This window comes from Comamonas sp. UBA7528, assembly GCF_002479375.1.
GTDB lineage: Bacteria > Pseudomonadota > Gammaproteobacteria > Burkholderiales > Burkholderiaceae_C > Comamonas.
The window spans coordinates 327051-351191 of the sequence record NZ_DLMU01000004.1 but is presented as its reverse complement, the minus strand read 5'-3'; the positions used below and the strand labels follow the sequence as shown (position 1 = coordinate 351191).

Genomic DNA, 24141 nt, shown 5'->3' with positions numbered 1-24141 from the left:
ATGGCCGAGCCCACTCCACCACAGCCAGCCCTGCAAGGACTGGCTTTTTTCATTGACCAAGCGCTTCCGCAAACGCAGTGCACCCGCTGCGGTTATCCGGACTGCGCCAGCTACGCCCAGGCCATCGCCACCGACGGCACCCCCATCAACCAATGCGCCCCTGGCGGCATGGAAGGGGTGCAGCGCCTCGCCGCCCTCACCGACCAACCCGTCCAGCCCCTGAACCGCAGCTTTGGTGTGGAGGGACCACTGACCGTGGCCCGCATCGACGAAGCCTGGTGCATCGGCTGCACGCTGTGCATCAAGGCCTGCCCGACCGACGCCATCCTGGGGGCCAACAAGCAGATGCACACCGTCATCCGTGTCCACTGCACCGGCTGCGAGCTGTGCCTGCCGGTGTGCCCGGTGGACTGCATCGAGCTGGATGTGGTCAGTGGGGAAGCCACGGGATGGCAAGCCTGGTCCACCGCACAGGCCGACCATGCCCGCTCACGCTATGCCGTGCACCGCACGCGGCAGGCCGCCAAACGCGCGACCACCGCAGTGCACACCCGCCCGGAGGCTCCCGTAACCACTGCGCAACCCGGCTTGCCGGAGGAAAGTTCAGGCCCCATCAGCGGCGCAGCCCATACGGTGGGCAGTGCGCACACGGCCACCAGCTCCAGCCATGCGGGCGATCCGAAGAAAGCCACCATCGCCGCGGCTTTGGCCAAGGCACGGGCACTGCGTGCCCCGACTCCCGCTGCGCCGGGGAAACCATCCAAGCCATAGGCCAATAGCATCCGACTGCTGGTCCGCTGGCGTGTCGGTTGCTTCTTCAGCTCGGTCTGTGCACATTCAACGCTGCAGACACGCAACACCAAGGGACAGGAGCCATTTCAAGCCCCCGTAAACGCCTTGTAGATGCCGCAACCCAGGTACACACCATCCTGTTTGCAAACAAAGGACATCTTGGTCAGGATCGCGCCGCTCACCGGATGGGCATAGGCGTACTCGACCCAGCCGGGCGCTTGCTCGGCCTGGTGGATGATGTCGTTCAGCAGTTGCTGACCATCTACACCCTTGGCATCCTGTACACGGGTGCCTACGCGCGCGGGATTGCCGCCGAAGGCCATGTACTTGCCATGGGCATCCAGCACAAACACATACATGTCCCGGTCGTGAAAAGGTTGCTTGGGGTCCGTCAGCGATGCCCAGTAGCGCTCCAGCGGCATACCCATGCGGCGCAAGGCCTGGGCGCGCTCCACCAGCGTGACGGCTTCCTCGGCCGTGCCCTGCTGCAGGCGAAAGCGCGACACAGCGCGCGTCAGCGTCATGGCGCGGTCTTCCAGCGACTGCGCCTGGCGCACGGCGTGGCCGACCATCTGGGCATTGTCCTGGGTGACCTGGTCGATCTCATGCACGGCCTGGCTGATCTGTGCCAGGCCCGTACCCTGGTGTGCGCCGGCTTCGGTGATGGCCGTCACATGACCGGCCACACTGCGGACGCCGTCGGCAATGTGCCCCATTTCCTTGCCGGCCTGACGGATCATGGTGGTGCTGGCTCCCACCTGGCTGACGGAATTGCCGATCAGCAGGCTGATTTCCTTGGCCGCTTCGGACGAGCGCTGCGCCAAGGTGCGCACCTCGGCCGCCACCACGGCAAAACCGCGTCCTTGCTCACCGGCACGGGCAGCTTCCACGGCCGCATTCAGCGCTAGGATATTGGTCTGGAAGGCGATGCCGTCAATCACACCAATGATTTCATTCATGCGGCCGGCACTTTGCTCGATGGCTTCCACCGAGTGCACCGCACGCTCCATGGCCTGCGCGCCTTGCTCCACGGCCTTGCGTACCTGCAGCGTATGCTGGTCGGCCGTCTTGGCCACGTCGGAATTGTTCTGCACCGCAGCCGTGACCTGCTCCACGCTGACCACGGTCTGGGCCACACTGGCCGCCTGCTGTTCGGTACGCACCGAAAGCGCATGCTGGTCCTGCGTCAGATGGTGACCGGCTTGTGCCACCAGCGCGGCGTTGCTGCGCACATCGGCCACCATGGCCGACAGCGACACCACCATCTTGTCCAGTTGGCTGCCCAGGGCAGCCAGTTCATCACGGCCATCACACTGGGCACGGCTGGTCAAGTCGCCTTCGGTGGCTTGGGCCGTCACCTGCAACAGCCGGCGCAAGCCCTGGGACAGGTCCACATACAGCGCCCCCACGCCGTACAGGAACACCAGCATCACTCCGGCCGCCAGCAACGACTGTACTGTCGGTCCAGCTATCATGCTGCCGCTCCACAGCACCACGCCCAGCGCCAGCAGCCCGCACAGCCCCAACGCAAAAAACTTGGCACGCAACCCCATGCGTCGCAGCAGCCACAAAGCGGGTGCAAAGAAAAGCCGAGCCATGGTGTCCCCCTTGGATGTTTCTTTATGTTTCTTGTATCGTGTGCGCCTGTTTGTACGCGACTGTGCACAGCGGCGCAAACCCCTGGGCGCAGGGGTTTTCCGCAATGGCACTGTCGTAATGGCGATAAAAAACGTCGTTAGTGTCGGGAAAAGTCTCCGCACCCCGCCAGAGGGCACCCGATAATGCTTCGATCATGAACCCCCTGCTCTCCACACTGCAGCCCTATCCCTTCGAGCGGCTGCGCCAACTGTTCGCGGGTGTGACCCCTCCCGCCACCCTCCCCCACATCAGCCTGGGCATGGGCGAGCCCCGCCACCCCACACCGGCTTTCATCCAGGAAGCCATGACGGCCAACCTGGGCGGTCTGGCCAACTACCCGGCCACGGCGGGTGATATCCGCCTGCGCCAGGCTTGTGCGGACTGGATGGGGCGCCGCTATGGTGTCCAGCTGGATGCAGCCACCCAGGTGCTGCCGGTCAACGGTTCGCGCGAAGCACTGTTCTCGTTTGCGCAGACCGTGATCGACCCCACGCGTGTTGGCGCCACCGTGATCTGCCCCAACCCTTTCTACCAAATCTACGAAGGCGCCACCCTGCTGGCCGGGGCAACGCCCTACTACGCCGCCAGCGAAGCCGGGCGCAACTTTGCGGTCAACTGGGATGCCGTGCCCAACGAGGTCTGGGCCCAGACACAGCTGATCTTTGTCTGCTCCCCCGGCAACCCCACCGGCGCGGTGATGCCGATGGACGAATGGAAAAAGCTGTTCGAGCTGTCCGACCGCTATGGTTTTGTGATCGCTTCGGACGAGTGCTACAGCGAGATCTATTTCCGCGATGACGCGCCGCTGGGCGGCCTGGAAGCGGCCAAGCAGCTGGGTCGCAGCGATTTCCGCAACCTGGTGGCTTTCACCAGCCTCTCCAAGCGCAGCAATGTACCGGGCCTGCGCAGCGGCTTTGTGGCCGGTGATGCGCAACTGCTCAAGTCGTTCCTGCTGTATCGCACCTACCACGGCGGCGCCATGAGCCCCACCGTGCAAATGGCGAGCATTGCCGCCTGGGGTGACGAAGCCCATGTGGAAGACAATCGCCGCATGTACCGCGAGAAATTCGCGGCCGTGACCCCGTTGCTGGCCGACGTGATGGACGTGCGTCTGCCTGACGCCAGCTTCTACCTGTGGGCCGGTGTGCCTGCCCAGTTGGGCATGAGCGACACCGAATTCGCCCGCGCCCTGTTTGCCGAGCAGCATGTGACCGTACTTCCCGGCAGCTACCTGGCCCGTGACGCCCAGGGACACAATCCCGGTGCCGGTCGCGTGCGCATGGCCCTGGTGGCCGAAACCGCCGAATGCGTGGACGCTGCACGCCGCATCGTCCAATTCATCCACTCCCATTCCAACTAAGCACAAGCTATGACGCAACAACTCCAACAAATCATTGATTCCGCCTGGGAAAACCGTGCCTCCATCTCGGCCGCCTCTGCCCCCAAGGAAGTGGTGGACGCCGTTGAACATGTGATCGCCGAACTGGACGCAGGCCGCATGCGCGTGGCCACCCGTGAAGGCGTGGGCCAGTGGACCGTGCACCAGTGGCTCAAGAAAGCCGTGCTGCTGTCGTTCCGCCTGAAGGACAACGCCCTGATCCAGTCGGGCGCGCTGAACTTCTTCGACAAGGTTCCCACCAAGTACCAAGGTCTGTCGGAAGCCGAAATCGCAGCCACCGGCGTGCGCGTGGTGCCGCCTGCCGTAGCCCGCCGCGGCTCCTTCATCGCCAAGGGCGCGATCCTGATGCCCTCCTACGTGAACATCGGCGCCTATGTGGACGAAGGCACCATGGTGGACACCTGGGCCACCGTTGGCTCCTGCGCCCAAGTGGGCAAGAACGTCCATCTGTCGGGTGGCGTGGGCCTGGGCGGCGTGCTGGAACCCCTGCAAGCCAACCCCACCATCATTGAAGACAACTGCTTCATCGGTGCCCGCTCCGAAGTGGTGGAAGGCGTGATCGTGGAAGAGAACTCCGTGATCTCCATGGGCGTGTACATCGGCCAGTCCACCCCCATCTTCAACCGCGAAACCGGCGAAACCACCTTCGGCCGCGTGCCTGCAGGCTCCGTGGTGGTGTCAGGCAACCTGCCCAAGAAGACCAAGGACGGCAAGGACTATTCGATGTACGCAGCCATCATCGTCAAGACCGTGGACGCCAAGACCCGTTCCACGACCAGCCTGAACGATCTGCTGCGCGACTGATCGCCGCGCTGCTGCCTTCCATGGTGTTCAGGCACCATAGGAGGGCATGCCTGAGTATCCCGGTCGCGCGTCGACGCTGCGCCCGTACCGGGGCTTCAGATGCAGGGGAAGGTGCCCGCCACGATGGCGATCCACAGTGCAGACCCACGGCTTCCGAGGTTCGCCCTATGAGCATGATGGAGCGCATTCTTCGCGTAATGGGTGACAAACAGGCGTCAGACGTTTACTGTCCGCTAATTTCCCGGCCCTCTGATCAAGATTGACGGCGAATGCATGCCCGTCAACAGCCAGATTCTTCCCCCCGAGGCGCCCCGCGCACTGCTGGCTGAAATCGCCCCCCAAGACATGGAATTGCTGGCCAACACCGGCGAGCTGAGCCTGGCCGTGCCGCTGCATGACAACAACGGCGACCACGCACTCCACCTTGTTCTGAGCTTCTACCCTATGGAGGAGCGCTCCACACAGCTGCCCGATCTGGGCTCGGCGCCGCGCGCCATGGTCACGCAATGCCTGGTGCGCCAGCCCAATGGACACCGTATTACGGCCGCCAAAATCATGGTGAACTCCCCCTGGGGCGCACCATGATCGAGAAAGGCGACCTCACCGCTATCCAGGATGCGATGGATCAATCCATGGCCGAAGGTTCGCAAACCTTTGAAGATAGCCTCGCACAGCGCGTTTTGAGCGGCAAAATAGACCGTAAGGAAGGTCTGTCCAATGCAGATTCGCACACCAACTTGATGTGGTGCCTGCAAAATGACCCTCCACGGCTGCCGCGGCCTCTGTGCAGCAGGCCGTACCGAGCTTCCGGCACCCTGCCGCTGACGCCGCCCCTGGGGCCCCGGTCAGCGACATGGTGCTGGATACCCATATGCCCAGACTCTGAGCGCGTGCGCCCGGGGCCAGGGCTTCGAGGAAGCGTTTTCGACATGTCCCCCACCCTGCAGCTGGCTGAAGCCCTGATCAGCCGCCCCTCCGTCACCCCCGAAGACCTCGGTTGCCTGGAACTGCTGGCCGAACGCCTGGCGCCACTGGGCTTTGCCTGCGAGCGCCTGGACAGCGGCCCGGACACGTTCCGTGTCCACAATCTGTGGGCCAAACGATCGGCCAAGCCTGCGGCAGGCGGCCAAGCTGCCGTCAAGACCCTGGTGTTTGCCGGCCACACCGATGTAGTACCCACAGGGCCGGAATCCCAGTGGAGCAGTCAGCCCTTCATCCCCAGCTACCGCAACGGCAAGCTCTATGGGCGCGGCGCCAGCGACATGAAGACCTCCATCGCCGCCTTCGTGGTCGCCGTGGAAGAGTTTCTGGCAGCCACCCCAGAGCCCGTGCTGGACATCGCTTTCCTACTGACCAGCGACGAGGAGGGCCCCTCCATCGATGGCACCAAGGCCGTGGTCGAAATTTTCAAGCAGCGCGGCGAAAAGCTGGACTACTGCATCGTGGGCGAACCCACTGCCGTCCACCAGACCGGCGACATGATCAAGAACGGACGCCGCGGCACGCTCAGCGGGCGTCTGGCCGTGCACGGCATCCAGGGCCACATTGCCTACCCGCAGCTGGCACGCAATCCCATCCACCAGGCGCTGCCAGCGCTGACCGAACTGGCGGCCACCACCTGGGACCAGGGCAATGCCTTTTTCCCGCCCACCAGTTGGCAGATCAGCAACATCCACGGAGGAACCGGTGCCAGCAATGTGATCCCTGGTGAGGTGGTGGTGGATTTCAATTTCCGCTTCTGCACCGAAAGCACGGCCGAATCCCTCAAGCAGCGCGTCAAGACAGTGCTTGACCGCCATGGGCTGGAATACGACCTGGCTTGGACCCTGGGCGGCGAGCCGTTTCTGACCACTCCAGGCGATCTGGTCGGTGCCGTGCAGGCGGCCATCTACGCCGAAACCGGCGTGACCACTGAACTCTCTACCACCGGCGGCACCAGCGATGGGCGTTTCATTGCCCAGATTTGCCCCCAGGTGATCGAACTGGGTCCGCCCAATGCCAGCATCCACAAGATCGACGAGCACATTGCCATCGCCGATGTGCAGCCGCTGACCAACATTTACCGCCGCACGCTGGAAAACCTGCATGCCCAGGCACTGGCAGCCCGCACGGCTGCAATGGCCTTTGCGGCGGCCTCCGAATAAGCTGCGCGCACAACACTTTTTCACATGACGACTCCCTATACCCTGCCCCACGGCACCACCGTGGGTGAATTGATTGCCGGCGGCGCCACCTGCCTGACACAGGCCGGCGTAGGCTTTGGCCATGGCACGGCCAATGCGCACGACGAAGCGGCGTGGCTGGTGCTGTGGCAGCTGGGCCTGCCGATCGACAGCCCTTTGGAAGACGATGAAGACGCCATCGACAACCACACTGTCACGCCGGAGCAAAGCGCACAGGTCGCCGCGCTGTTTGACAAGCGCATCACCAGCCGCAAGCCCGCCGCCTACCTGACGCAGGAAGCCTGGCTGGTGGGGGTGCCCTTCTACATCGATGAGCGTTCCATCGTGCCGCGCAGCTTCATTGCCGAGCTGTTGGCCGACGGCAGCATCGACCATTTCCTCTCCGACAAGACGCACAAGGTCTTGGACCTGTGCACCGGCAACGGCTCGCTGGCCTGCCTGGCGGCCATGGCCTACCCCGAAGTCGAAGTGACAGGCGCCGACCTGTCCACCGATGCGCTGGCCGTGGCCCGCATCAATGTCGACAAACACGGACTGCAAGAACGCGTGACGCTGGTGGAAACCGACGGCCTGTCCCAAGTCCCCGGCCCCTGGGATCTGATCCTGTGCAACCCGCCATATGTGAATGCGGACAGCATGTCCAAGCTGCCTGCGGAATACCGGGCCGAGCCCGAACTGGCCCTGGCCGGAGGCACCGACGGCATGGATTTCATCCGGAATCTGTTTGCCGCCGCGCCCTCCGCCATGACGGAAGACGCGGTGATGGTGCTGGAAATCGGTAACGAACGCGCATTCTTTGAAGCCGCCTTCCCGCTGCTGCCGGTGTTCTGGCTGGACACCAGCGCTGGCGAGGACCAGGTTCTGCTGGTTACCCGCGCCGCGTTGCTCGCCCAGGCCAAGCTCTTGGCACAATAGAGGCTATCGCCCTACCGCGCAGCCCCGCTGGATCACCGATCAGCTGGCCTGCCGGAAAGCCCGGCGCAGCCACTGCCAGGCCTGCGCCCCATCGCACAACCCCTCCACCCGCCGTGAGCGCAGCTCGCCGGCGGGTGCGTTTTTTCGTACTCGCTGATGATTACCCTTCGCAACGTCACCCTGCGCCGCGGCACCAAAGTGGTGCTGGACAACATCTCGGCCACCATCAACCCCGGCGAAAGCGTGGGTCTGGTCGGCCGCAACGGTGCAGGCAAATCGTCCCTGTTTGCGCTGCTCAGCGGCAAGCTGCATGAGGACAGCGGTGACTTCCACATTCCGTCGAGCTGGCGCATGGCCGAAGTCGCCCAGCACATGCCGGAAACCGACCAGAGCGCCACCGCCTTCGTGCTGGAGGGCGACACCCGCCTGACCGAAGTGCAGCGCCAGCTGGCGGAAGCCGAGGCCAGTGACGACGGCATGGCCATTGCTCAGGCCTATTCCGACCTGCATGACGCCGGCGCTCACGACGCGGAGGCACGCGCCCAGGCCTTGATCCTGGGTCTGGGCTTCAGGACCAGCGAGCTGGACCACCCGGTGGACAGCTTTTCCGGCGGCTGGCGCATGCGCCTGCAGCTGGCGCGCGCCCTGATGTGCCCGTCGGATCTGCTGCTGCTGGACGAACCCACCAACCACTTGGACCTGGACGCACTAGTCTGGCTGGAAGCCTGGCTCAAGCGCTACCCGGGCACCATGATCGTGATCAGCCACGACCGTGAGTTCCTGGACGCCATCACCAACGTCACGCTGCAGATCCAGCAAGGCCAGCTCACGCGCTACGGCGGCAACTACAGCAAGTTCGAAGAACTGCGCGCCCAGCAGTTGGAGCTGCAGGCAGCCAGCTTTGCCAAGCAGCAGGAAAAGATGGCCCACCTGCAGCACTTCATCGACCGCTTCAAGGCCAAGGCCAGCAAGGCCAAGCAGGCACAAAGCCGGGTCAAGCAGCTCGAACGCATGGAAAAGATTGCCCCGGTACTGGCCGAGGCCGAATTCACCTTCGAATTCAAGGAGCCCGCCAACCTGCCCAATCCCATGCTGGCCATCAGCGATGCGGCCTTTGGCTACACCGACAACGAAGGCCAGAGCACCACCATCCTGACCGGCGTGAACCGCTCGGTGCTGGCAGGTCAGCGCATCGGTATTCTGGGGGCCAACGGCCAGGGTAAATCCACCCTGGTCAAGACCATTGCCCGCACCATGAAGCCGCTGGCCGGCTCGGTGACGGAAGGCAAGGGCCTGAACATCGGTTACTTTGCCCAGCAGGAGCTGGACGTGCTGCGCCCCAGCGACAACCCGCTGGAGCACATGATCCGCCTGGCACGCGATCTGGGTCCGGATGCCAAGCAACCCAGCCGCGAGCAGGATCTGCGCAACTTCCTGGGCACATTCAACTTCAGCGGCGACATGGTCAAGCAGACCGTGGGGACCATGAGCGGCGGTGAAAAAGCCCGCCTGGTGCTGGCCATGATCGTCTGGCAGCGCCCCAACCTGCTGCTGCTGGACGAACCTACCAACCACCTGGATCTGGCGACCCGCGAAGCCCTGGCCATGGCGTTGAACGACTTCGACGGCACGGTGATGCTGGTGTCCCACGACCGCCACCTGCTGCGTGCCGTCTGCGAAGATTTCTGGATGGTGGGCCGTGGCGTGGTCGGCCCCTTCGACGGCGATCTGGACGATTACCAGCGCTATCTGCTGGAAGAATCCAAGCGCCTGCGCGAAGAAGCCAAGCATGCCGAAGCCCAGGCCCAGCAAGCCGCTGCGACATTGGCTCCAGCCACCGCCGTGGTGGCTCCGGTGGCAGCACCTGTGGAAATCGTTGCGGCACCATCTGCGGCGCCTGCCCCGCAAGGCGACCAGCGGGAGCAGCGCAAGCTGGCCGCCGCCGCGCGCCAGCAGCTGTCGGAAAAGACCAAGCCTTTCAAGAAAGAACTGGAGCAGATCGATAAGAAAATGCCCCAGCTGACGGCCCAGCGCGACGCGCTGGAAGCCGAGCTGGCCATGCCCGGGCGGTCCGGTGCCGACATTGCGGAAGCAGGCAAACAGCTCAGCAGCATCAACAGCGAGCTGGACGCGCTGGAAGAGCGCTGGCTGGAGCTGACCGAGGAGATCGACGGACTGACCCAGGCCGCGGGTCTGGTCTGAAACCTCAGGTCTGCAGCCGGGACTGGTCAGATATCCAGTTCCGGCTTGCAGACCTGTTGCCGCCGCACGGTGGCAGCCCACCGACGAGCGCTGCCAGTGCGCTCAGCGCCATCTCGTCCCAGCCTTTAGCGGTGGGACGCAGCCAGCACCCCACCCGCTGCAATGAAAGCGCCACCGGTCACACGCTGGAACCAGCGGCCCGCGCTGCCCTGCTGCAGGCGCGCCAGCAACGTGGCGCCACACAGCACATAGCCCAGCATGATGGTGCCATCCAGCACCAGCCAGGTCAACGCCAGCACGCCCAGTTGCCCGGCAATGGGAAGGTTGGCGTCCATGAACTGCGGAAACAGCGCACTGAAGAACAGCAGGTCCTTCGGATTGCCAATGCCCACGATCAGGCCTTTGCGGTACAAAGGCCGCCAGCTGCACCACATGGACCGGCCGGCCTGCGGGGGGTCTTGAACGGCAGGGTTGGGGTTGGCGGTGGCAGCCGTCTGCACAGCAGGCTCATCCGCAGCGCCGTTGCTCTGGCTGCGCCAGGTGGCAATACCCAGATACAGCAGATAGGCTGCCCCTGCCCATTTGATGATGTGAAACAGCGTGTCCGATGCGGCAATCACCGCACCCAGACCCAGAGCGGACAGACCCATCAGCGTCATCGATGCCGTCATCCCACCCACGATGGTAGCCAGTGCCGGGCGCACCCCATGGCGTGCCGCATGTGTCACGCACAGCAACGCCGACGGTCCGGGCGCCACAATCACGGCGCCTGCCAGGGAAACAAACAACAACCAGGTATGCAAAGACATGGAAACTTCCAACCGCCAGCGCAGCGCGCCATACACGGCTGCACCCGCCTGGCAAAATGCAGGGGACGGATAGGTGCAACAAGCAACACGCTGACAGCAGCGCATGGAAATGCCTATCCAGCTACAGCCGTGAATTGTAGGCGGCCTGTTTCAATGCTTTGCAACGAACTGTATTTATATACAGTTTAAAATTTTTTATATCGGCAACGAAATATTTCCAGAATGTGTCAACCGGTGTGATCGGGGCCGCGTTGTGAGGTGCACAAGGAGTAATACCCAGATGCATACCACCGCCATCCTGTCCGCCTGGCCTGACGACGAACGCGATCGCAAGCGCGCACCAGCCCGCTTCTGACAGCCTGCCACAGGCTCCGCGCCAGCACGTGCATGCTGGCTGCTACCAGGGAGCGCGTTCCCTGCCAGGCACACCACTTTTACGCGCACCTTGCTACACAACCCAGCCCGCCTGAACCTGCTTTCGGCGGGCTTTGTGCTTCACATGGAGCCTGCCAGTGTGTAGAGCTGGTGCAAGCCACCGCTCCACCCACAGGTCTGCCAGAGCAAGACGCAGGCGATGCCGGCCCTGAAAGCCAGATCTGCCCACCTTTCCCCCGCCATTTCCGGCGCTCTTTTACGCACAGTGTGTCAACCCGGCCTGCATGACGGACGTTAAAGCAGTACAAGGAGTGAATTCGTATGCAAACCCCCGCCATTCTGTCTGCCTGGCCTGACGACGAACGTGATCGCAAGCGCGCACCTGCACGCCTGTAAGCAAATGCCGTGCCGGCGCTTGCCGACCGCTGCCGCTGCACAGTTTGTGCGCCGAGATACGACACACTACCCACTCTGAAACCCGCCTCTGGCGGGTTTTTTGTTATCACGAGCTCCCTGCAGACACCGCAATTTCCGCTTCATCACCGTTGCACCGCAACGCCGTTGGCACCATGGTGGTCCACAGCATCCCACCAACCTGGGGCGTTTACACACTCGTTCACTTTTGCATGCACCTGCTTGCATCCTGACCGTCAACCCGTGCTGCAGGCCACGCGTTAGATAAGCACAAGGAGTGAAAACCGTATGAACCTGACCGACATCCTGTCCGCATGGCCTGAAGACGAACGTGACCGCAAGCGCGCACCCGCACGCCTGTAATCCGATTGCAGGCTGAGCGGCCATGACGCTGGCCCGATCCCGGGAGCCCCGTTCGCCCATCGAATGCCCTGGATCTGTTCTTTGAGTGTTGCGCCGTCTTCAACGTTGTTCCACCTGTAAAAAAGCCCACGCAAGTGGGCTTTTTTTCATGCGTGCACGCACCAGCCATCTGCCGGCAAGGCCACCAAAACATCCACAAAGATAAAAAAAGGAGCGGGACATGTCCAGCTCCTTCTCTTTGCATACAGTATGCCAACGGCCTCGAAAAGCCGCCCATCTTTTAATGCATGTGCAGACCGCCGTTGACCGAGAAGTCGGCACCGGTGGAATAACCACCTTCGTCCGATGCCAGCCAGGCGATGATGGAGGCAATTTCGCCGGGCTCGCCAAGGCGCTTGACGGGGATGGTGCCCACGATCTTCTCCAGCACGTCAGGGCGGATGGCCTTGACCATGTCGGTGCCGATATAACCCGGGCTCACGGTATTCACCGTCACGCCTTTGTTGGCCAGCTCTTGCGCCAGGGCCATGGTGAAGCCATGCATGCCGGCCTTGGCAGCAGAATAATTGGTCTGGCCGGCCTGGCCTTTTGCGCCGTTGACCGAGCTGATATTGATGATGCGGCCCCAGCCCTTTTCCACCATGTCGCCCACGACCTGCTTGGTCACGTTGAACATGGAGTTCAGGTTGGTTTCGATCACCGCCTGCCAATCATCAGGGGTCATCTTCAGAAACATGCGGTCACGGGTGATGCCGGCGTTGTTCACCAGCACATCGATGCTGCCATGCTCGGCCTTGGCTTGGCCGAAAGCTTCGACCGTCGACTCCCAGTTGCCCACATTGCCGACCGACGCGTGGAAGTTGTAGCCCAGTGCCTTTTGCTCATCCAACCACTTCTGAAAGTCGCGTGTCGGGCCGCAGCCGGCGATGACCTTGAAACCTTCCCGATGCAGGCGCTGGCAGATGGCCGTACCAATGCCACCCATACCCCCGGTCACATACGCTACTTTCTGGCTCATACATATTCTCCTGTTAATCGATAGTTTTCCACTAACACTCTACCTGCTTTGGCGCAGGGAAACCTTGAGGTAAGTACCAATCGCGGCAATTAGATTGGATTTCGCGCTATCAACACCGGAGCAAACGGCAAGCCGAAGCCCTCCCCCCCTGCCCACCGGGGCATACCCTATGGTGCCGAACCACGGCCTGGCTGCTGCCAGGCCGCAGCGACAGCGCATCGCGCCGCGTGTGCCGCCGGGCTTTTAACGCTCCAGCGCCATGGCCACACCCATGCCGCCGCCGATACACAGCGCAGCCACGCCCTTCTTGGCGCCGCTGCGCTGCATTTCGTGCAGCAAGGTCACCAGCACGCGGCAGCCGGAAGCACCGATGGGATGCCCGATGGCGATGGCACCACCGTTGACGTTGACCTTGGCGGCATCAATGCCCAGCACCTGGTTGACGGCGCAGGCCTGGGCTGCGAAGGCTTCGTTCAGCTCAAAAACATCCACGTCCCCTACAGACCAGCCAGCGCGGTCCAGCGCCTTGCGGGTGGCAAACACCGGACCCATGCCCATGGTGGCGGGGTCCAGGCCGCTGGTGGCATAGGACTTGATGGTGGCCAATGGCTTCAAGCCCAGGGCCTTGGCCTTGCTGGCACTCATCACCACCACGGCGGCAGCGCCGTCGTTCAGGCCCGAGGCATTGCCCGCGGTCACCGTGCCGGCCTTGTCGAAAGCAGGCTTGAGGCCGCCCAGGGCTTCGGCATTGGTCTTGCGGTTGATGTACTCATCGGCCGCAAACACCACGGGGTCGCCCTTGCGCTGCGGGATCACCACGGGAACGATTTCGTCCTTGAACTTGCCAGCGTCCTGAGCCGCTGCAGCCTTTTGCTGGCTAGCCAGCGCCAGCGCGTCCTGCTGCTCGCGGCTGATGCTGTTTTCCTTGGCCACGTTCTCGGCCGTGATGCCCATGTGGTACTGGTTGTACACGTCCCACAGGCCATCCACGATCATGGTGTCGCTCATCTTCCAGTCACCCATACGCTGGCCGTCGCGCGAACCATTGAGCACGTGGGGCGACAGGCTCATGCTTTCCTGGCCACCGGCCACCACGATTTCGCTGTCCCCCGTGGCCACGGACTGGGCAGCCAGCATCACGGCCTTGAGACCGGAGCCACAGACGGCGTTGATGGTCAGCGCCGGGGTTTCCTTGGCAACGCCGGCCTTCATCATGGCCTGGCGAGCGGGATTCTGGCCCACACCTGCAGTCAGCACCTGACCCATGATCACTTCACCCACCTGGTCAGCGCCCACCTGGGCACGGGCCAGAGCCTCCTTGATGACGACGGCACCCAACTCGGTGGCAGGCACCTTGGCCAGGGCGCCACCAAACTTGGCAACGGGGGTGCGGACAGCAGAAACGATAACGATGTCTTCCATGGTCTTCCTCTTGTGTTTTTCCGTATCGGGGTGGTTGAGCTCCGCAGCCGATGACAGCCCGAGGGCCGTACAGCGGCTGCTTCAGATATTGCACCGCAGCATTCTGCCCTGTCCTCCGGGGCTGCGGCAGCGAAACCTCAGGCTTTTTGCAGCACGTAGCTGCCGGGTGCTGGCATGCGTTCCTTGTATTTGGTACCTTGACCGTAGCGCTTGGGCGCAGCAATTTGCTTGCCAGCATGGCCTTTGAGCCAGCCGGCCCAGTCTTCCCACCAGCTGCCGGGCTGCTCTTGCGCCCCTTCCAGCCACTGGGCATGGGTGGGCGGCAATGCACCATCCTCCCGGATCCAGTGGCTGCGCTTTTTCTTGGCAGGCGGGTTGATCACCCCGGCAATATGCCCGGAGGCCCCCATCACAAAGCGCCGGGGACCGGGCAGGACCTGGGTGGACGCATAGGACGCGGTGATAGGCACGATATGGTCTTCGCGTGAGCCATAGACATACACCGGCAGCTTGAGCTTGCGCAGATCAATCTGCTCGCCGCACACGGTCAGCCTGCCTGGCTGCACCATGTTGTTCTCCAGATAGAAGTTGCGCAGATACCAGGCGTACCAGGGACCAGGCAGATTGGTGCAATCGCTGTTCCAGTACAGCAGATCGAACGCGGGAGGGGTTTCACCCTTCAGGTAGTTGCCCACCACGTAATTCCACACCAGGTCGTTGGGGCGCAGAAAACTGAAGGTGGATGCCAGGTCCTGACCTGCCATCAGCCCGCCCTGCCCCATCTGCATTTCGCGGTATCTGACGAAGTTCTCGTCGATGAACAGATCCAGGATGCCGGTGTCGTGGAAATCGATCAGCGTGGTCAGGAAGGTGGCGCTGGCCACCGGATGCTCTCCGCGCGCGGCCAGCACCGCCAGGCCGGTGGCCAGCATGGTGCCTCCCACACAGAAACCCAGCGCGTTGATCTTGGGCGCATCGGCAATCTCCTGCACCACGGCAATGGCACGCAGGATGGCGTCTTCGATGTAGTTGTCCCAGGTACGGTCACCCATGGCCGCATCGGGGTTGCGCCAGCTCACCACGAAGGTGCGGTGCCCCTCGCTGACGGCATAGCGGATCAGCGAATTGTCGGGCTGCAGATCCAGGATGTAGTACTTGTTGATGCACGGCGGCACCATCAGGAAGGGGCGCTCATGCACCTTGGCCGTCAGCGGCTTGTATTCGATCAGTTGAAAGTACTCGTTCTCATACACCACCGCACCTTCGGTGGTGGCCACGTTCTTGCCCACCTCGAACACGCTTTCGTCCGTCATGGACACATGGCCCTGCTGGATGTCGTGCAGCAGATTCTGCACGCCCTTGGCGATGCTTTCACCACGCGTTTCGATGGCTTTTTGCTGGGCATCGGGGTTCAGCGCCAGAAAATTGCTGGGCGCCATGGCCGCCACCCATTGCTCCACAGCAAAGCGGATGCGCTGGCGGGTCTTTTCGTCCGCCTCCACCGCATCGGCCATGCCGGTCAGCACCTTGGCGTTGAGCGCATAGCTGGCAGCCGAGAATGCCGCCAGCGGATTGTGTTCCCAGGGTGCGGCGCTGAAGCGCTTGTCCTTGGGCACGGGGGCCTTCATGCCGGCGGCCCACAAGGCCGTGGCTTCCCGCACGTACTCCTGTTGGAGCGCCTGCAGCTTGCCCGGCTCAAACTGCACCGGCGGCACGGCGCCGGGCGCCTTCGGATCGATCTGCTGGAATGACTGCAGGGTCTTGACCCAATGCTCGCCAAAGAACTGCTGGAAAGCCTGGGCGCTTTGGCCCCAGATAGGTTCAGAATTCATGCCTGCCTTGTCCCCTTGGTGTTGCTGTCGCTGTCAGCCCGCCATGCCGTGTGTCGCCAACGGGCTTGCATCCATTGTTGCCGAGGCGGCAGGCGCTGACAACGCACCCCAGCGCCGCACTGTGCCTTGCTTGGAGGGACGTTGACAGACATCAAGCCCGATTCACGGTGTTTTTCGGCATGCACACCCCCCTCTGCCCTATGCTTGGCGCCATGTACCTGATCCTGATTGCCTGGTTTTACGTCACCTTGATGATGGCCATTGCCGAAGCCACCAACCCCGTGGGGTCGGTGCTGGGCGGCATCGTGACGTTTGTGCTGTATGGCCTGCTCCCCATGGCCATCGTGGGCTACATCATGGCCACACCCGAGCGAAAACGCCGTTTGAAAGCCCGGCGCGAAGCCGAGCAGCAGGCCTGGGATGCAGCCCAGGAGCCCCCTGCAACCACCACCAAGTCCATGCCCTCCGGCACGATCGAGGCACCGACCACGACAGGAGTTGGCTCCGCACCCGTTGTTCCTGCCGAGGCGCGGCCAGCGAACGCCACCGCCCCGACAGAACAGCACCCCTGAAAGACGGACGCCGACCAACGGCATGCCACTTGCAGCGCGCACGCCACAGTCTGTCCGGGCCGCCCAGCCAAGTTGCAAGCAATTGAAAACTGTGCGTACCCACCGGCGCAGGACCACCGATCAATCGCTGCGATCCTTCCCCAAAGGACCGCCACGGTGCCTCGTCCTGCGAACGTCTGCAGCCCAGCTCGCGGCACATGCTCGCTGCAAATCTCACGTGCCACACCGGCCTGCGTCTGGGGTAGCCCAGCCAGTTGGGCATGACATCCGTCAGCTTCGCGCTGCAGGCGCTTACCCTTCCAGCCAGATGCATGCGGCCATCCGTCCCGTGCTGCCCAGCACTGCAGCATCACGGCGGTGGGAGAAAAAGCGGGCGCTGTCGGTGACCGTGCACCAGGGCGTGCTGCCGTCATTTCCGTAGATGCCCGTCAGACCCAGCGCCTGCAGGCGCTGGCGGGCAAGTCCTGGCAGGTTGGCCCACCATTTTCCCGGCGCCGCGCCAGAGGTGAAGCAACTGGCCGCGGGCGCAGACGCAGTGACGAACGCCTGGCGGACTTCGCTGCCCACCTCGAACGCCGTGGGGCCGATACACGGCCCCATCCAGACCTGGGTATCGGCTGCGATGTCAGCCACCGTCTGCACCGACATCGCTTCAACAGCATGTGGCAGGGCTGCAGGCGTCGGATGCGCCTGGCGTGCCTGTACCTGCCTTGCAAAACGGGCAAACACTGTCTCCAATACGCCCACACCATCCTGTCCCACCAGTCCGCGCCAGCCTGCATGGGCGGCAGCCACCACCGGCACATGCCGGTGGGCCAGCAGCACCGGCAGGCAATCGGCCACCATGATGGTGCACACCGCGCCCGGCTGATCGCTCACGCAGGCATCTGCTGCGGTGCCGTCGGCGGAGTGGGCATGCAATGCCTCCACATTGCAGCCATGCACCTGCTGCAAGAACACCGGGCGCGCTCCCGGGCTGCTGCGCTGGATGGCTTCGGTCAGGATATGCCGGTTGGCGGCCACCGCGGCAGGGTCGTCACGCACATGGTCGCCCAGGTTCAGGCTGTCAAACGGCGCTTGGCTCACCCCGCCTGCACGGGTGGTGAACAGGGCTTGCACACCCTTGATCTGCGGCCATTCAGGCGTCAGCCAAGGATGGGACACAGGCAACATCACACTCTCACGCATCGTCATTTTTCTCGTTCACACACACCACATCAAGCTCCTCATTCGGCGCAACGCCGCCGTTCAAGGCTGTGCATCCGGGCAGGCCGAGGGCTGCGCCGCTTGCACAGCGGACTGCGCCAGCGCGGCTTCATAGGCGGCCAGGGTGGCAGGCAGGCCGTCCAGCGGCACGCCAAAGCGCTGGGCATTGAAGATCTGCGGCACCAGACAGCAGTCTGCCAAGGTCAGGCTGTCACCCCAGCACAGCGTGGACGGCGCCAGATCCAGGCGCGCGCGCTCGGTCGCCAGCAGCGCCAGCTCGCGCTCGAAAGCCTCCAAGCCCTGGCGCACCCAGTGGTGGTACCACAGGTTCTTGGTGTCGTCGCTCAAACCGCCTTTATGCACCAGCCAGCGCAGCACCCGCAGATTGTTCAAAGGGTGGATGTCACAAGCCACCATCTGCGCCAGGCCGCGGATGCGCGCACGAGCCAGCGCATCGCCTGGCAGCAGGCTGGGCTGGGGATGGGCCTCGTCCAAGTATTCAATGATGGCCATGGACTGGTTCAACCAGGCGGCACCGCCGCCGATGTCCAGGGCCGGCACCAGGCTGTCCCCCATGTGCGCCAAATAGTCCGGCGCCCGCTGCGCGCCATGCACCAGGTGTACGGCGTGGTAGTCATATGGCAGCCCCTTGTGTGCCAGAGCAATGCGCACACGGAACGAGGCCGAGGAGCGGAAGTAGTTGTAGAGCTGCATGGGCCGCAGCATAGCGCAGGCCGTGTCGCCTTTTGGGCTGCACCGTGCTGGCGCCGTGGCACACTGCAAGCAGGGCAGAAAAGCCGCAGCGCCACTTTGCCCGTGCCCCGAGACAACACGCTAGATTGACCAACTACCATGTCCCAACAGTACGTTCTCCCCCCTGCTCCTGTTGCCAGCCTGCCCGTCACCGGCAGCGAAGCGCACTTTCCCGTGCACCGCGTCTACTGCGTGGGCCGCAACTACGCCGAACACGCCAAGGAAATGGGCTTTACCGGGCGCGAGGCGCCGTTCTTCTTCATGAAGCCGGCCGATGCCGTGCTGCCCGTGCCCGCAGGCCAGACGGTGGACATGCCCTACCCCACGCTGACTGACAACCTGCACCACGAGATCGAACTGGTGGTGGCCGTTGGCAAGGGCGGCAAGGACATTCCCGTGGCCCAGGCGCTGGAACATATCTACGGCTACGCCGTGGGTCTGGACATGACGCGCCGCGATCTGCAAGGCGAGATGAAGAAGCAGGGCCGTCCCTGGTGCATTGGCAAGGGCTTCGACTACAGCGCCCCCATCGGCCCTATCACTCCAGTCGCTCAGGCGGGTGACGTGGCCACGGCGGGCATCTGGCTGCAGGTGAACGACGCCGACCGCCAGCGCAGCAATGTGGACCAGTTGATCTGGAACATTGCCGAGACCGTGGCCATCCTGTCGCAAGCCTGGGAGCTGCAACCCGGCGACCTGATCATGACCGGCACGCCCGAAGGCGTGGGTGCCGTGGTGCGTGGCGATGTGATGGCGGGCGGCGTGGACGGACTGGAGTCCATCCGCGTGCGCATGGCATAAACGCAGCCCGGGCCGCCCTGTAGACGCCGGCGTACGGCCGTGCTGTACGCCGGGCTTCGCGTTGGTCTCCATGCAGACCAGCGGTCGACCGGGCCCTGTGTGCAATCCGTGAACGCCAATGCCGCCTAAAACTCATGTTTTGATAGCTGGCAATCTTCACCCCGCAAGCATCACAGTGCCATTTTTCCTATATTCCAGACATGATCTTGCGCAGCCCCATCAAGTTCTGCCGTGAATGCGGCCATGCCGTGACCTACCGCGTACCCGACGACGGCGACACCCGTGCCCGCGCCGTCTGCCCGCAATGCGCCACCATCCACTATGAGAACCCGCTGAACGTGGTGGGCACCATTCCCGTGCTGGCCGATGGCCGCGTGCTGCTGTGCAAGCGCAACATCGAGCCACGCTGGGGCAAATGGACGCTGCCGGCCGGCTTCATGGAACTGGATGAAACCACCAGCCAGGGCGCAGCACGCGAGACGGATGAGGAAGCCGGCGCCCAGATCCGCATGGGGCGGCTGTTTTCCGTCATCAATGTGCCGCGCGTAGGCCAGGTGCACCTGTTTTACACCGCCGAAGTGCTGAGCGAAGCACTCAACCCGGGCCCCGAAACGATTGAGGCACGGTTCTTCCGCGAAGAAGATATTCCCTGGGACGAAATTGCTTTTCGCACCGTGAGCACCACGCTGCAGCGCTGGTTTGCCGACCGCGACAACGGCATGAGCGACCAGGTGCACGCCATCGATCTGGTCTGATCGTCCACTCACAACCGTCTGCACCAGCCCGCCGGAATCCTGCGGGCTTTTTCATGTACGCCCACCTAACGCCGGGCACTGCCCTGGGTACACCGTGGCAGGAACTTGCAATCTGGCGGCGACGGCCGCGGCACAGCGGTCCGTGGCGATCCCCTGTACCGCGTTGAATGGCCTCTTCAGCCCAGCCAGCCTTTGGGCTTCTTGTCTTGCTTGCGCTCCACCGGGTTGGCCGTCAACCAGTTGGACGGATAGGCACGCAAAAACTCGCGCGCCTTGTCCTGGCGGGCAGTCAGCCAGGCGTCGTACGAGCCTTCGTTCAGAATCGCCGGCATGCGCTTTTCGCTGCCCGGGTGCTGGTAGCGGTGCATCAGCGCATGGCTGTTGGCGTTCACGGTCAGGATGGCATAGCTGATCAGCTCCGCGCCGCTGTCCGGATCCTGCCAACGGGACCACACCCCGGCCACGCCCATAGGCTCGCCATCCACGCGCGAGATGCGGGTGGACACGGGTTTGCCGCTGCGCAGATCGTCTTCGAAGAACGCCTGCATTGGAATGATGCAGCGCTGCCCGGCCAACCATGCGTCACGGTAGGCCTGCACAGTGGATACCGTGTCGTTGCGCGCCACCAGTTGCTTGGGCGCACGCAGCCGGGCATCGGATGCGGATTTGACCCAGTGCGCCACAAAACCGAACTGTGCCTGCACCCATTCGCGCTGCACGGGAGGGGCCTTGGGTTTGGCCGCAGGCACCGCATCGGAGGCAACAGCCACGGTCGACTCCGGAAGGGGCGCGGCCTCGGCTGCACCACCTGCCACGGACACCACATCGGCCACCGTAGCGTCCGACGACACGGGCTGTGCCACGGCGCGGACCATGCCGCTGAGGCGGTTGGCACGGACCAGGCGCTCCGCAGGCACCTCCACAGGACTCACTTTGAAGAAGGCGGCGTAATCGCCCGGCTGGGGCAGGTTTTCGTACTGGGAACTCATAGGCGCCGATGGTAAGGGTCTTGGCGGCGCTCGAACACGGCACGGCCACAAAACCCGCGATATCGCCCACCACCTGCTGCTGACATTGCTGGCAGTTTCTTGACATGGGTTTACCCCGGGCCCGGCTTTTGCTGATGCAGATCACGCGTACCGAGGCACACACCAACAAGAGACAAGGACCCGTATGACGACCTCCAGCCACAATGCCGCCGCATCTTCTGCAGTCCCCCAGCTGCACACCGATGCCTTCATCCCATATATGCGGAATGTCACGCGCTGCGAGGCTTCGCTGCGCGAGCTGAACCTGATGTGGCGGCTGATCGAATCGTCAGCCAAGATGAACTGCCCGCAGGAAGCGCATGCGATCCTTCCGATGATGGCCGCCACGCGTGCCGGCTTTGAGCAACTGGAACAGGATCTGGTGCACTCCATGGTGCATCAGTCCGTCACCGGGGTGATGGCCGCCCTGGCCACACAGGCACAGAACGTGATCGATACCCTGGTGCGCAACCTGTACGAACGCACGGCCGACGTGGGCTTTCTGGCCACCGACAGCATGCTCTGCCGCTACGTGGCCGGGCTGGCCGACGGTGTGGGCGTGCAGGAGCGCCTGCGCGCTTACCGCAGCAAGTACACGGTCTATAACGAGATCTTGCTCGTAGGCCTGGACGGTACGGTGCTGGCCCAGACCGATGGCGACTCGCCCGTGGAAGGCAGCCAGGACCCGCTGCTGGCGCACACGCTGCAAAGCAGCAGCTATGTGGAGACCTTCCGCGCCACCGACCTGCGTCCCCACCAGACCCACGCGCTGATCTATTCCCAGCGCATGCTGCACCCACAGACGGGTGAACCCATTGGCGTGCTGTGCCTCAGCTTTGATTTCGATGGCGAAATGCGCGGCATCTTCGGGGCACGTGCCGCAGGCCTGCAAGGCAGCAACAATGGCGTGCGCAGCGTGGGCCTGCTGGTCAACGGGAGCGGCCAGGTGCTGGCCAGCAGCGATCCGCACTGGATTGGTGCCAACAGCCCTGTCCCAACGTACCGCGACAGTGCACCCAGTCTGCATATTCATGCAGGACGCACCTATCTGGTGCAGACTGCCGCGTCGGCCGGCTACCAGGGCTACCCTGGCCCTGAAGGCTGGCAAGGCCAGATCATGATTCCGGTGGAGCAGGCCTTTGCCAACCAGAGCCAGCATCTGCTGGAACAGCTGGACCCTTATGTGGCCCAGGGTCTGTTGGCCCATGCCCACCGTTTTTGCCCGCCGCTGCATGCCATCATCACGGCGGCGGACACCATCCGCCGCGTGGTCTGGAATGGCCAGGTGATGACTGCCGGCGACACGCCCGACAACGGCAGCGACGGCACCCGTCTGCAGGCCGTGCTGGAGCAGATCGGCGAGACAGGGGCGCGCACCAATGAGGTGTTCACCCAGTCCATCCGCGCGCTGTACGACACGGTGCTGAACGCAGCCCTGCGCGACAACACCCTGCTCAGCCGCCTGCTGGTGGACCTGCTGGACCGCAACCTGTACGAACGGGCCAACGATTGCCGCTGGTGGGCGCTGACACCCCAGCTGCCAGCGCTGTTGCTGGCCGTGCAACGCAACCAGGCCACGGACGCCCAGGTGCAGCAGGTCTGTGCCCAGCTCAGCCACATTCACAGCCTCTACACCGTCTACAGCCAGTTGGTGGTGTACGACCGCAGTGGCCGCATCGTAGCCTCCAGCTTGCGGGGCGAAACACCCGCTGGGGCACCCACCGGCGGGCTCCGCTCCATCGACGACGCCCTGCAGCATCCCCTGCTGGGCCAGAGCATCGAGGCCGACACGCTCACCCAGGTGCTGGCCCTGTCCGGCCCGCAGGCCTACCACGTCAGCCCCTGGCGGCCCAGCGCCCTCGAAAGCAGCCAGGCCCCCACCTATGCCTACCACGCAGCCTTGCGCAGCGACGACGGACAGGTGCTTGGCGGCATCGGTCTGGTCTTCAATGCCGAACGCGAGCTGCAGTCCATGCTGGACAGTGCCGCGCCGCACAACGCTGCTACCGCTGACAGCGCCACCCGCGTGCTCTACCTGGACCGCCAGGGCCAGGTGCTGGCCTCCACCGACACGGCCCAGCCTGTGGGCAGCCGTATGCCCCTGCCAGCCGACCTGCTGCAGCTGCCTGCCGGGCAGAGTGCCGCACGCGCCATGGTGCATGCCGGCCAGTACTGCATCGTGGCCGCCACGGCAGGCAGCGGCTACCGCGAATTCAAGCGCAGCGACGGCTACCGCGAAGACGTGCTGGCCGTGGCCGTACAGCCTTTCGGGGCCGAGCAGGAAGACGCCATCGCCGCCGTGCGCCGCCGCAGCACCTACATCGACTCCATGGCACCCGCCCAGGCCGGGCAGCACCAATTGCGCGAGATGGCCACCTTCTTCGTCGGCAGCAGCCTGATGGCCCTGGACGCCGCCTGCGTGCTCGAAGCCCTGCCCGCTGCGGCCATCGCCCCGGTATCGGCCGGCCGAATTCCCCACTGCGTGGGCACCATGGCCCGCCGCAGCCGCGGCGCGCTGACCGGCTATGTCTGGGTGTTTGACCTGAACGCCCTGCTGCACGGCAAGCCCACTCGGGTCACCGCGCAAAGCCAGGTCATCGTGCTGGAGCATGCCGGGCGCCGCCTGGGCCTGCTGGTCAGCGACCTGCAGGGCGTGGCCCGCTTTGCCGACAGCCAGGTCATCCCGGCACCTGCCATGGCGCCCTCCCAGCACCGGCTGGTGGATGCCTTGGTCAAGGCCAATGGCGGCAGCCTGCTGATCCAGTGCATCAGTGCAGCGGCCCTGCTGCACACGCTGCAGGGGCAGGCGAATGGCACTGCAGCTTCTTTGGGCAGTGGTTTGCCCACTGCCTAACATCGC

21 protein-coding genes are annotated in these 24141 nt (G+C 63.8%); 11 read left to right on the top strand and 10 right to left on the bottom strand.

Going from position 1 to position 24141, the window contains the following annotated elements; translation table 11 throughout:
• The gene (locus tag B3349_RS05675) at positions 1-771 is read left to right on the top strand and encodes an RnfABCDGE type electron transport complex subunit B (RefSeq protein WP_291587156.1); all 771 of its coding nucleotides are present in this window, start codon (positions 1-3) and stop codon (positions 769-771) included.
• Positions 772-878: 107 nt separating this feature from the next.
• On the opposite strand, the gene B3349_RS05670 is transcribed toward B3349_RS05675, so the two are convergent.
• On the bottom strand, positions 879-2390 hold the full coding sequence (locus tag B3349_RS05670; RefSeq protein ID WP_291587155.1) for a methyl-accepting chemotaxis protein: 1512 nt from the start codon (positions 2388-2390) through the stop codon (positions 879-881).
• 22 nt (positions 2391-2412) lie between these two features.
• On the bottom strand, positions 2413-2586 hold the full coding sequence (locus B3349_RS05665) for a hypothetical protein (RefSeq protein ID WP_291587153.1): 174 nt from the start codon (positions 2584-2586) through the stop codon (positions 2413-2415).
• Between B3349_RS05665 and dapC the strand changes: the two genes are divergently transcribed.
• The 6 genes from dapC to B3349_RS05635 all read left to right on the top strand — a co-directional run bounded on the left by dapC (position 2585) and on the right by B3349_RS05635 (position 9933).
• Positions 2585-3790, top strand: coding sequence for a succinyldiaminopimelate transaminase (gene dapC / locus B3349_RS05660; protein ID WP_291587151.1), 1206 nt, complete (start codon positions 2585-2587; stop codon positions 3788-3790). The two genes, B3349_RS05665 and dapC, sit on opposite strands and share 2 nt — an antisense overlap.
• A gap of 9 nt (positions 3791-3799) precedes the next feature.
• On the top strand, positions 3800-4633 hold the full coding sequence (dapD, locus tag B3349_RS05655) for a 2,3,4,5-tetrahydropyridine-2,6-dicarboxylate N-succinyltransferase (RefSeq protein WP_066534269.1): 834 nt from the start codon (positions 3800-3802) through the stop codon (positions 4631-4633).
• 273 nt (positions 4634-4906) lie between these two features.
• Positions 4907-5218 carry a P-loop NTPase family protein gene (locus tag B3349_RS05650; protein WP_291587149.1) on the top strand — a complete coding sequence of 104 codons (312 nt, stop codon included), beginning with the start codon at positions 4907-4909 and terminating at the stop codon, positions 5216-5218.
• A gap of 344 nt (positions 5219-5562) precedes the next feature.
• The gene (dapE, locus tag B3349_RS05645) at positions 5563-6777 is read left to right on the top strand and encodes a succinyl-diaminopimelate desuccinylase (protein WP_291587147.1); all 1215 of its coding nucleotides are present in this window, start codon (positions 5563-5565) and stop codon (positions 6775-6777) included.
• A gap of 24 nt (positions 6778-6801) precedes the next feature.
• Positions 6802-7731 (top strand): 50S ribosomal protein L3 N(5)-glutamine methyltransferase, encoded by a 930-nt coding sequence (prmB, locus tag B3349_RS05640; RefSeq protein ID WP_291587145.1) that lies wholly within the window; start codon positions 6802-6804, stop codon positions 7729-7731.
• Between the two features lie 156 nt (positions 7732-7887).
• Positions 7888-9933: an ABC-F family ATP-binding cassette domain-containing protein gene (locus B3349_RS05635; protein WP_291587143.1), complete on the top strand. Its 2046-nt coding sequence runs from the start codon at positions 7888-7890 to the stop codon at positions 9931-9933.
• Positions 9934-10058: 125 nt separating this feature from the next.
• Here B3349_RS05635 and B3349_RS05630 read toward each other — a convergent pair whose 3' ends face one another.
• The 5 genes from B3349_RS05630 to B3349_RS05610 form a co-directional block, all read right to left on the bottom strand.
• The gene (locus B3349_RS05630) at positions 10059-10742 is read right to left on the bottom strand and encodes a LysE family translocator (RefSeq protein ID WP_291587141.1); all 684 of its coding nucleotides are present in this window, start codon (positions 10740-10742) and stop codon (positions 10059-10061) included.
• A gap of 1251 nt (positions 10743-11993) precedes the next feature.
• On the bottom strand, positions 11994-12116 hold the full coding sequence (locus tag B3349_RS05625) for a hypothetical protein (protein ID WP_291587138.1): 123 nt from the start codon (positions 12114-12116) through the stop codon (positions 11994-11996).
• Positions 12117-12174: 58 nt separating this feature from the next.
• Entirely contained in the window at positions 12175-12912 is a 738-nt protein-coding gene (gene phbB, locus B3349_RS05620) for an acetoacetyl-CoA reductase (RefSeq protein WP_291587136.1), read from the bottom strand.
• A gap of 243 nt (positions 12913-13155) precedes the next feature.
• A complete protein-coding gene (locus B3349_RS05615; protein ID WP_291587133.1) occupies positions 13156-14334 on the bottom strand; it encodes an acetyl-CoA C-acetyltransferase in 1179 nt (392 codons plus the stop codon).
• Between the two features lie 137 nt (positions 14335-14471).
• The gene (locus B3349_RS05610; protein ID WP_291587131.1) at positions 14472-16166 is read right to left on the bottom strand and encodes a PHA/PHB synthase family protein; all 1695 of its coding nucleotides are present in this window, start codon (positions 16164-16166) and stop codon (positions 14472-14474) included.
• Positions 16167-16378: 212 nt separating this feature from the next.
• On the opposite strand from B3349_RS05610, the gene B3349_RS05605 reads away from it, so the two are divergent.
• Positions 16379-16738 (top strand): hypothetical protein, encoded by a 360-nt coding sequence (locus B3349_RS05605; protein ID WP_291587242.1) that lies wholly within the window; start codon positions 16379-16381, stop codon positions 16736-16738.
• Between the two features lie 291 nt (positions 16739-17029).
• Here B3349_RS05605 and B3349_RS05600 read toward each other — a convergent pair whose 3' ends face one another.
• Complete coding sequence (locus tag B3349_RS05600) at positions 17030-17911, bottom strand: purine nucleoside phosphorylase YfiH/LACC1 family protein (RefSeq protein WP_291587129.1); 882 nt, start codon at positions 17909-17911, stop codon at positions 17030-17032.
• A 75-nt stretch (positions 17912-17986) separates the two neighbouring features.
• Positions 17987-18658 (bottom strand): maleylacetoacetate isomerase, encoded by a 672-nt coding sequence (maiA, locus tag B3349_RS05595; protein WP_291587127.1) that lies wholly within the window; start codon positions 18656-18658, stop codon positions 17987-17989.
• Between the two features lie 138 nt (positions 18659-18796).
• On the opposite strand from maiA, the gene B3349_RS05590 reads away from it, so the two are divergent.
• Both B3349_RS05590 and B3349_RS05585 read left to right on the top strand, forming a co-directional pair.
• Entirely contained in the window at positions 18797-19498 is a 702-nt protein-coding gene (locus tag B3349_RS05590) for a fumarylacetoacetate hydrolase family protein (RefSeq protein ID WP_291587125.1), read from the top strand.
• A 200-nt stretch (positions 19499-19698) separates the two neighbouring features.
• Positions 19699-20253, top strand: coding sequence for an NUDIX hydrolase (locus tag B3349_RS05585; protein ID WP_291587124.1), 555 nt, complete (start codon positions 19699-19701; stop codon positions 20251-20253).
• Positions 20254-20429: 176 nt separating this feature from the next.
• Here B3349_RS05585 and B3349_RS05580 read toward each other — a convergent pair whose 3' ends face one another.
• On the bottom strand, positions 20430-21242 hold the full coding sequence (locus tag B3349_RS05580) for an SOS response-associated peptidase (RefSeq protein WP_291587122.1): 813 nt from the start codon (positions 21240-21242) through the stop codon (positions 20430-20432).
• 184 nt (positions 21243-21426) lie between these two features.
• Between B3349_RS05580 and B3349_RS05575 the strand changes: the two genes are divergently transcribed.
• Entirely contained in the window at positions 21427-24135 is a 2709-nt protein-coding gene (locus B3349_RS05575; protein WP_291587121.1) for a chemotaxis protein CheW, read from the top strand.
• Positions 24136-24141: the final 6 nt, after the last annotated feature.

Coding starts and splice junctions, on each gene's coding strand:
- B3349_RS05675 (WP_291587156.1), top strand. CDS start 1: ATGGCCGAGCCCACTCCACCACAGCCAGCCCTGCAAGGACTGGCTTTT.
- B3349_RS05670 (WP_291587155.1), bottom strand. CDS start 2,390: ATGGCTCGGCTTTTCTTTGCACCCGCTTTGTGGCTGCTGCGACGCATG.
- dapC (WP_291587151.1), top strand. CDS start 2,585: ATGAACCCCCTGCTCTCCACACTGCAGCCCTATCCCTTCGAGCGGCTG.
- B3349_RS05665 (WP_291587153.1), bottom strand. CDS start 2,586: ATGATCGAAGCATTATCGGGTGCCCTCTGGCGGGGTGCGGAGACTTTT.
- dapD (WP_066534269.1), top strand. CDS start 3,800: ATGACGCAACAACTCCAACAAATCATTGATTCCGCCTGGGAAAACCGT.
- B3349_RS05650 (WP_291587149.1), top strand. CDS start 4,907: ATGCCCGTCAACAGCCAGATTCTTCCCCCCGAGGCGCCCCGCGCACTG.
- dapE (WP_291587147.1), top strand. CDS start 5,563: ATGTCCCCCACCCTGCAGCTGGCTGAAGCCCTGATCAGCCGCCCCTCC.
- prmB (WP_291587145.1), top strand. CDS start 6,802: ATGACGACTCCCTATACCCTGCCCCACGGCACCACCGTGGGTGAATTG.
- B3349_RS05635 (WP_291587143.1), top strand. CDS start 7,888: ATGATTACCCTTCGCAACGTCACCCTGCGCCGCGGCACCAAAGTGGTG.
- B3349_RS05630 (WP_291587141.1), bottom strand. CDS start 10,742: ATGTCTTTGCATACCTGGTTGTTGTTTGTTTCCCTGGCAGGCGCCGTG.
- B3349_RS05625 (WP_291587138.1), bottom strand. CDS start 12,116: ATGTCCCGCTCCTTTTTTTATCTTTGTGGATGTTTTGGTGGCCTTGCC.
- phbB (WP_291587136.1), bottom strand. CDS start 12,912: ATGAGCCAGAAAGTAGCGTATGTGACCGGGGGTATGGGTGGCATTGGT.
- B3349_RS05615 (WP_291587133.1), bottom strand. CDS start 14,334: ATGGAAGACATCGTTATCGTTTCTGCTGTCCGCACCCCCGTTGCCAAG.
- B3349_RS05610 (WP_291587131.1), bottom strand. CDS start 16,166: ATGAATTCTGAACCTATCTGGGGCCAAAGCGCCCAGGCTTTCCAGCAG.
- B3349_RS05605 (WP_291587242.1), top strand. CDS start 16,379: ATGTACCTGATCCTGATTGCCTGGTTTTACGTCACCTTGATGATGGCC.
- B3349_RS05600 (WP_291587129.1), bottom strand. CDS start 17,911: ATGTTGCCTGTGTCCCATCCTTGGCTGACGCCTGAATGGCCGCAGATC.
- maiA (WP_291587127.1), bottom strand. CDS start 18,658: ATGCAGCTCTACAACTACTTCCGCTCCTCGGCCTCGTTCCGTGTGCGC.
- B3349_RS05590 (WP_291587125.1), top strand. CDS start 18,797: ATGTCCCAACAGTACGTTCTCCCCCCTGCTCCTGTTGCCAGCCTGCCC.
- B3349_RS05585 (WP_291587124.1), top strand. CDS start 19,699: ATGATCTTGCGCAGCCCCATCAAGTTCTGCCGTGAATGCGGCCATGCC.
- B3349_RS05580 (WP_291587122.1), bottom strand. CDS start 21,242: ATGAGTTCCCAGTACGAAAACCTGCCCCAGCCGGGCGATTACGCCGCC.
- B3349_RS05575 (WP_291587121.1), top strand. CDS start 21,427: ATGACGACCTCCAGCCACAATGCCGCCGCATCTTCTGCAGTCCCCCAG.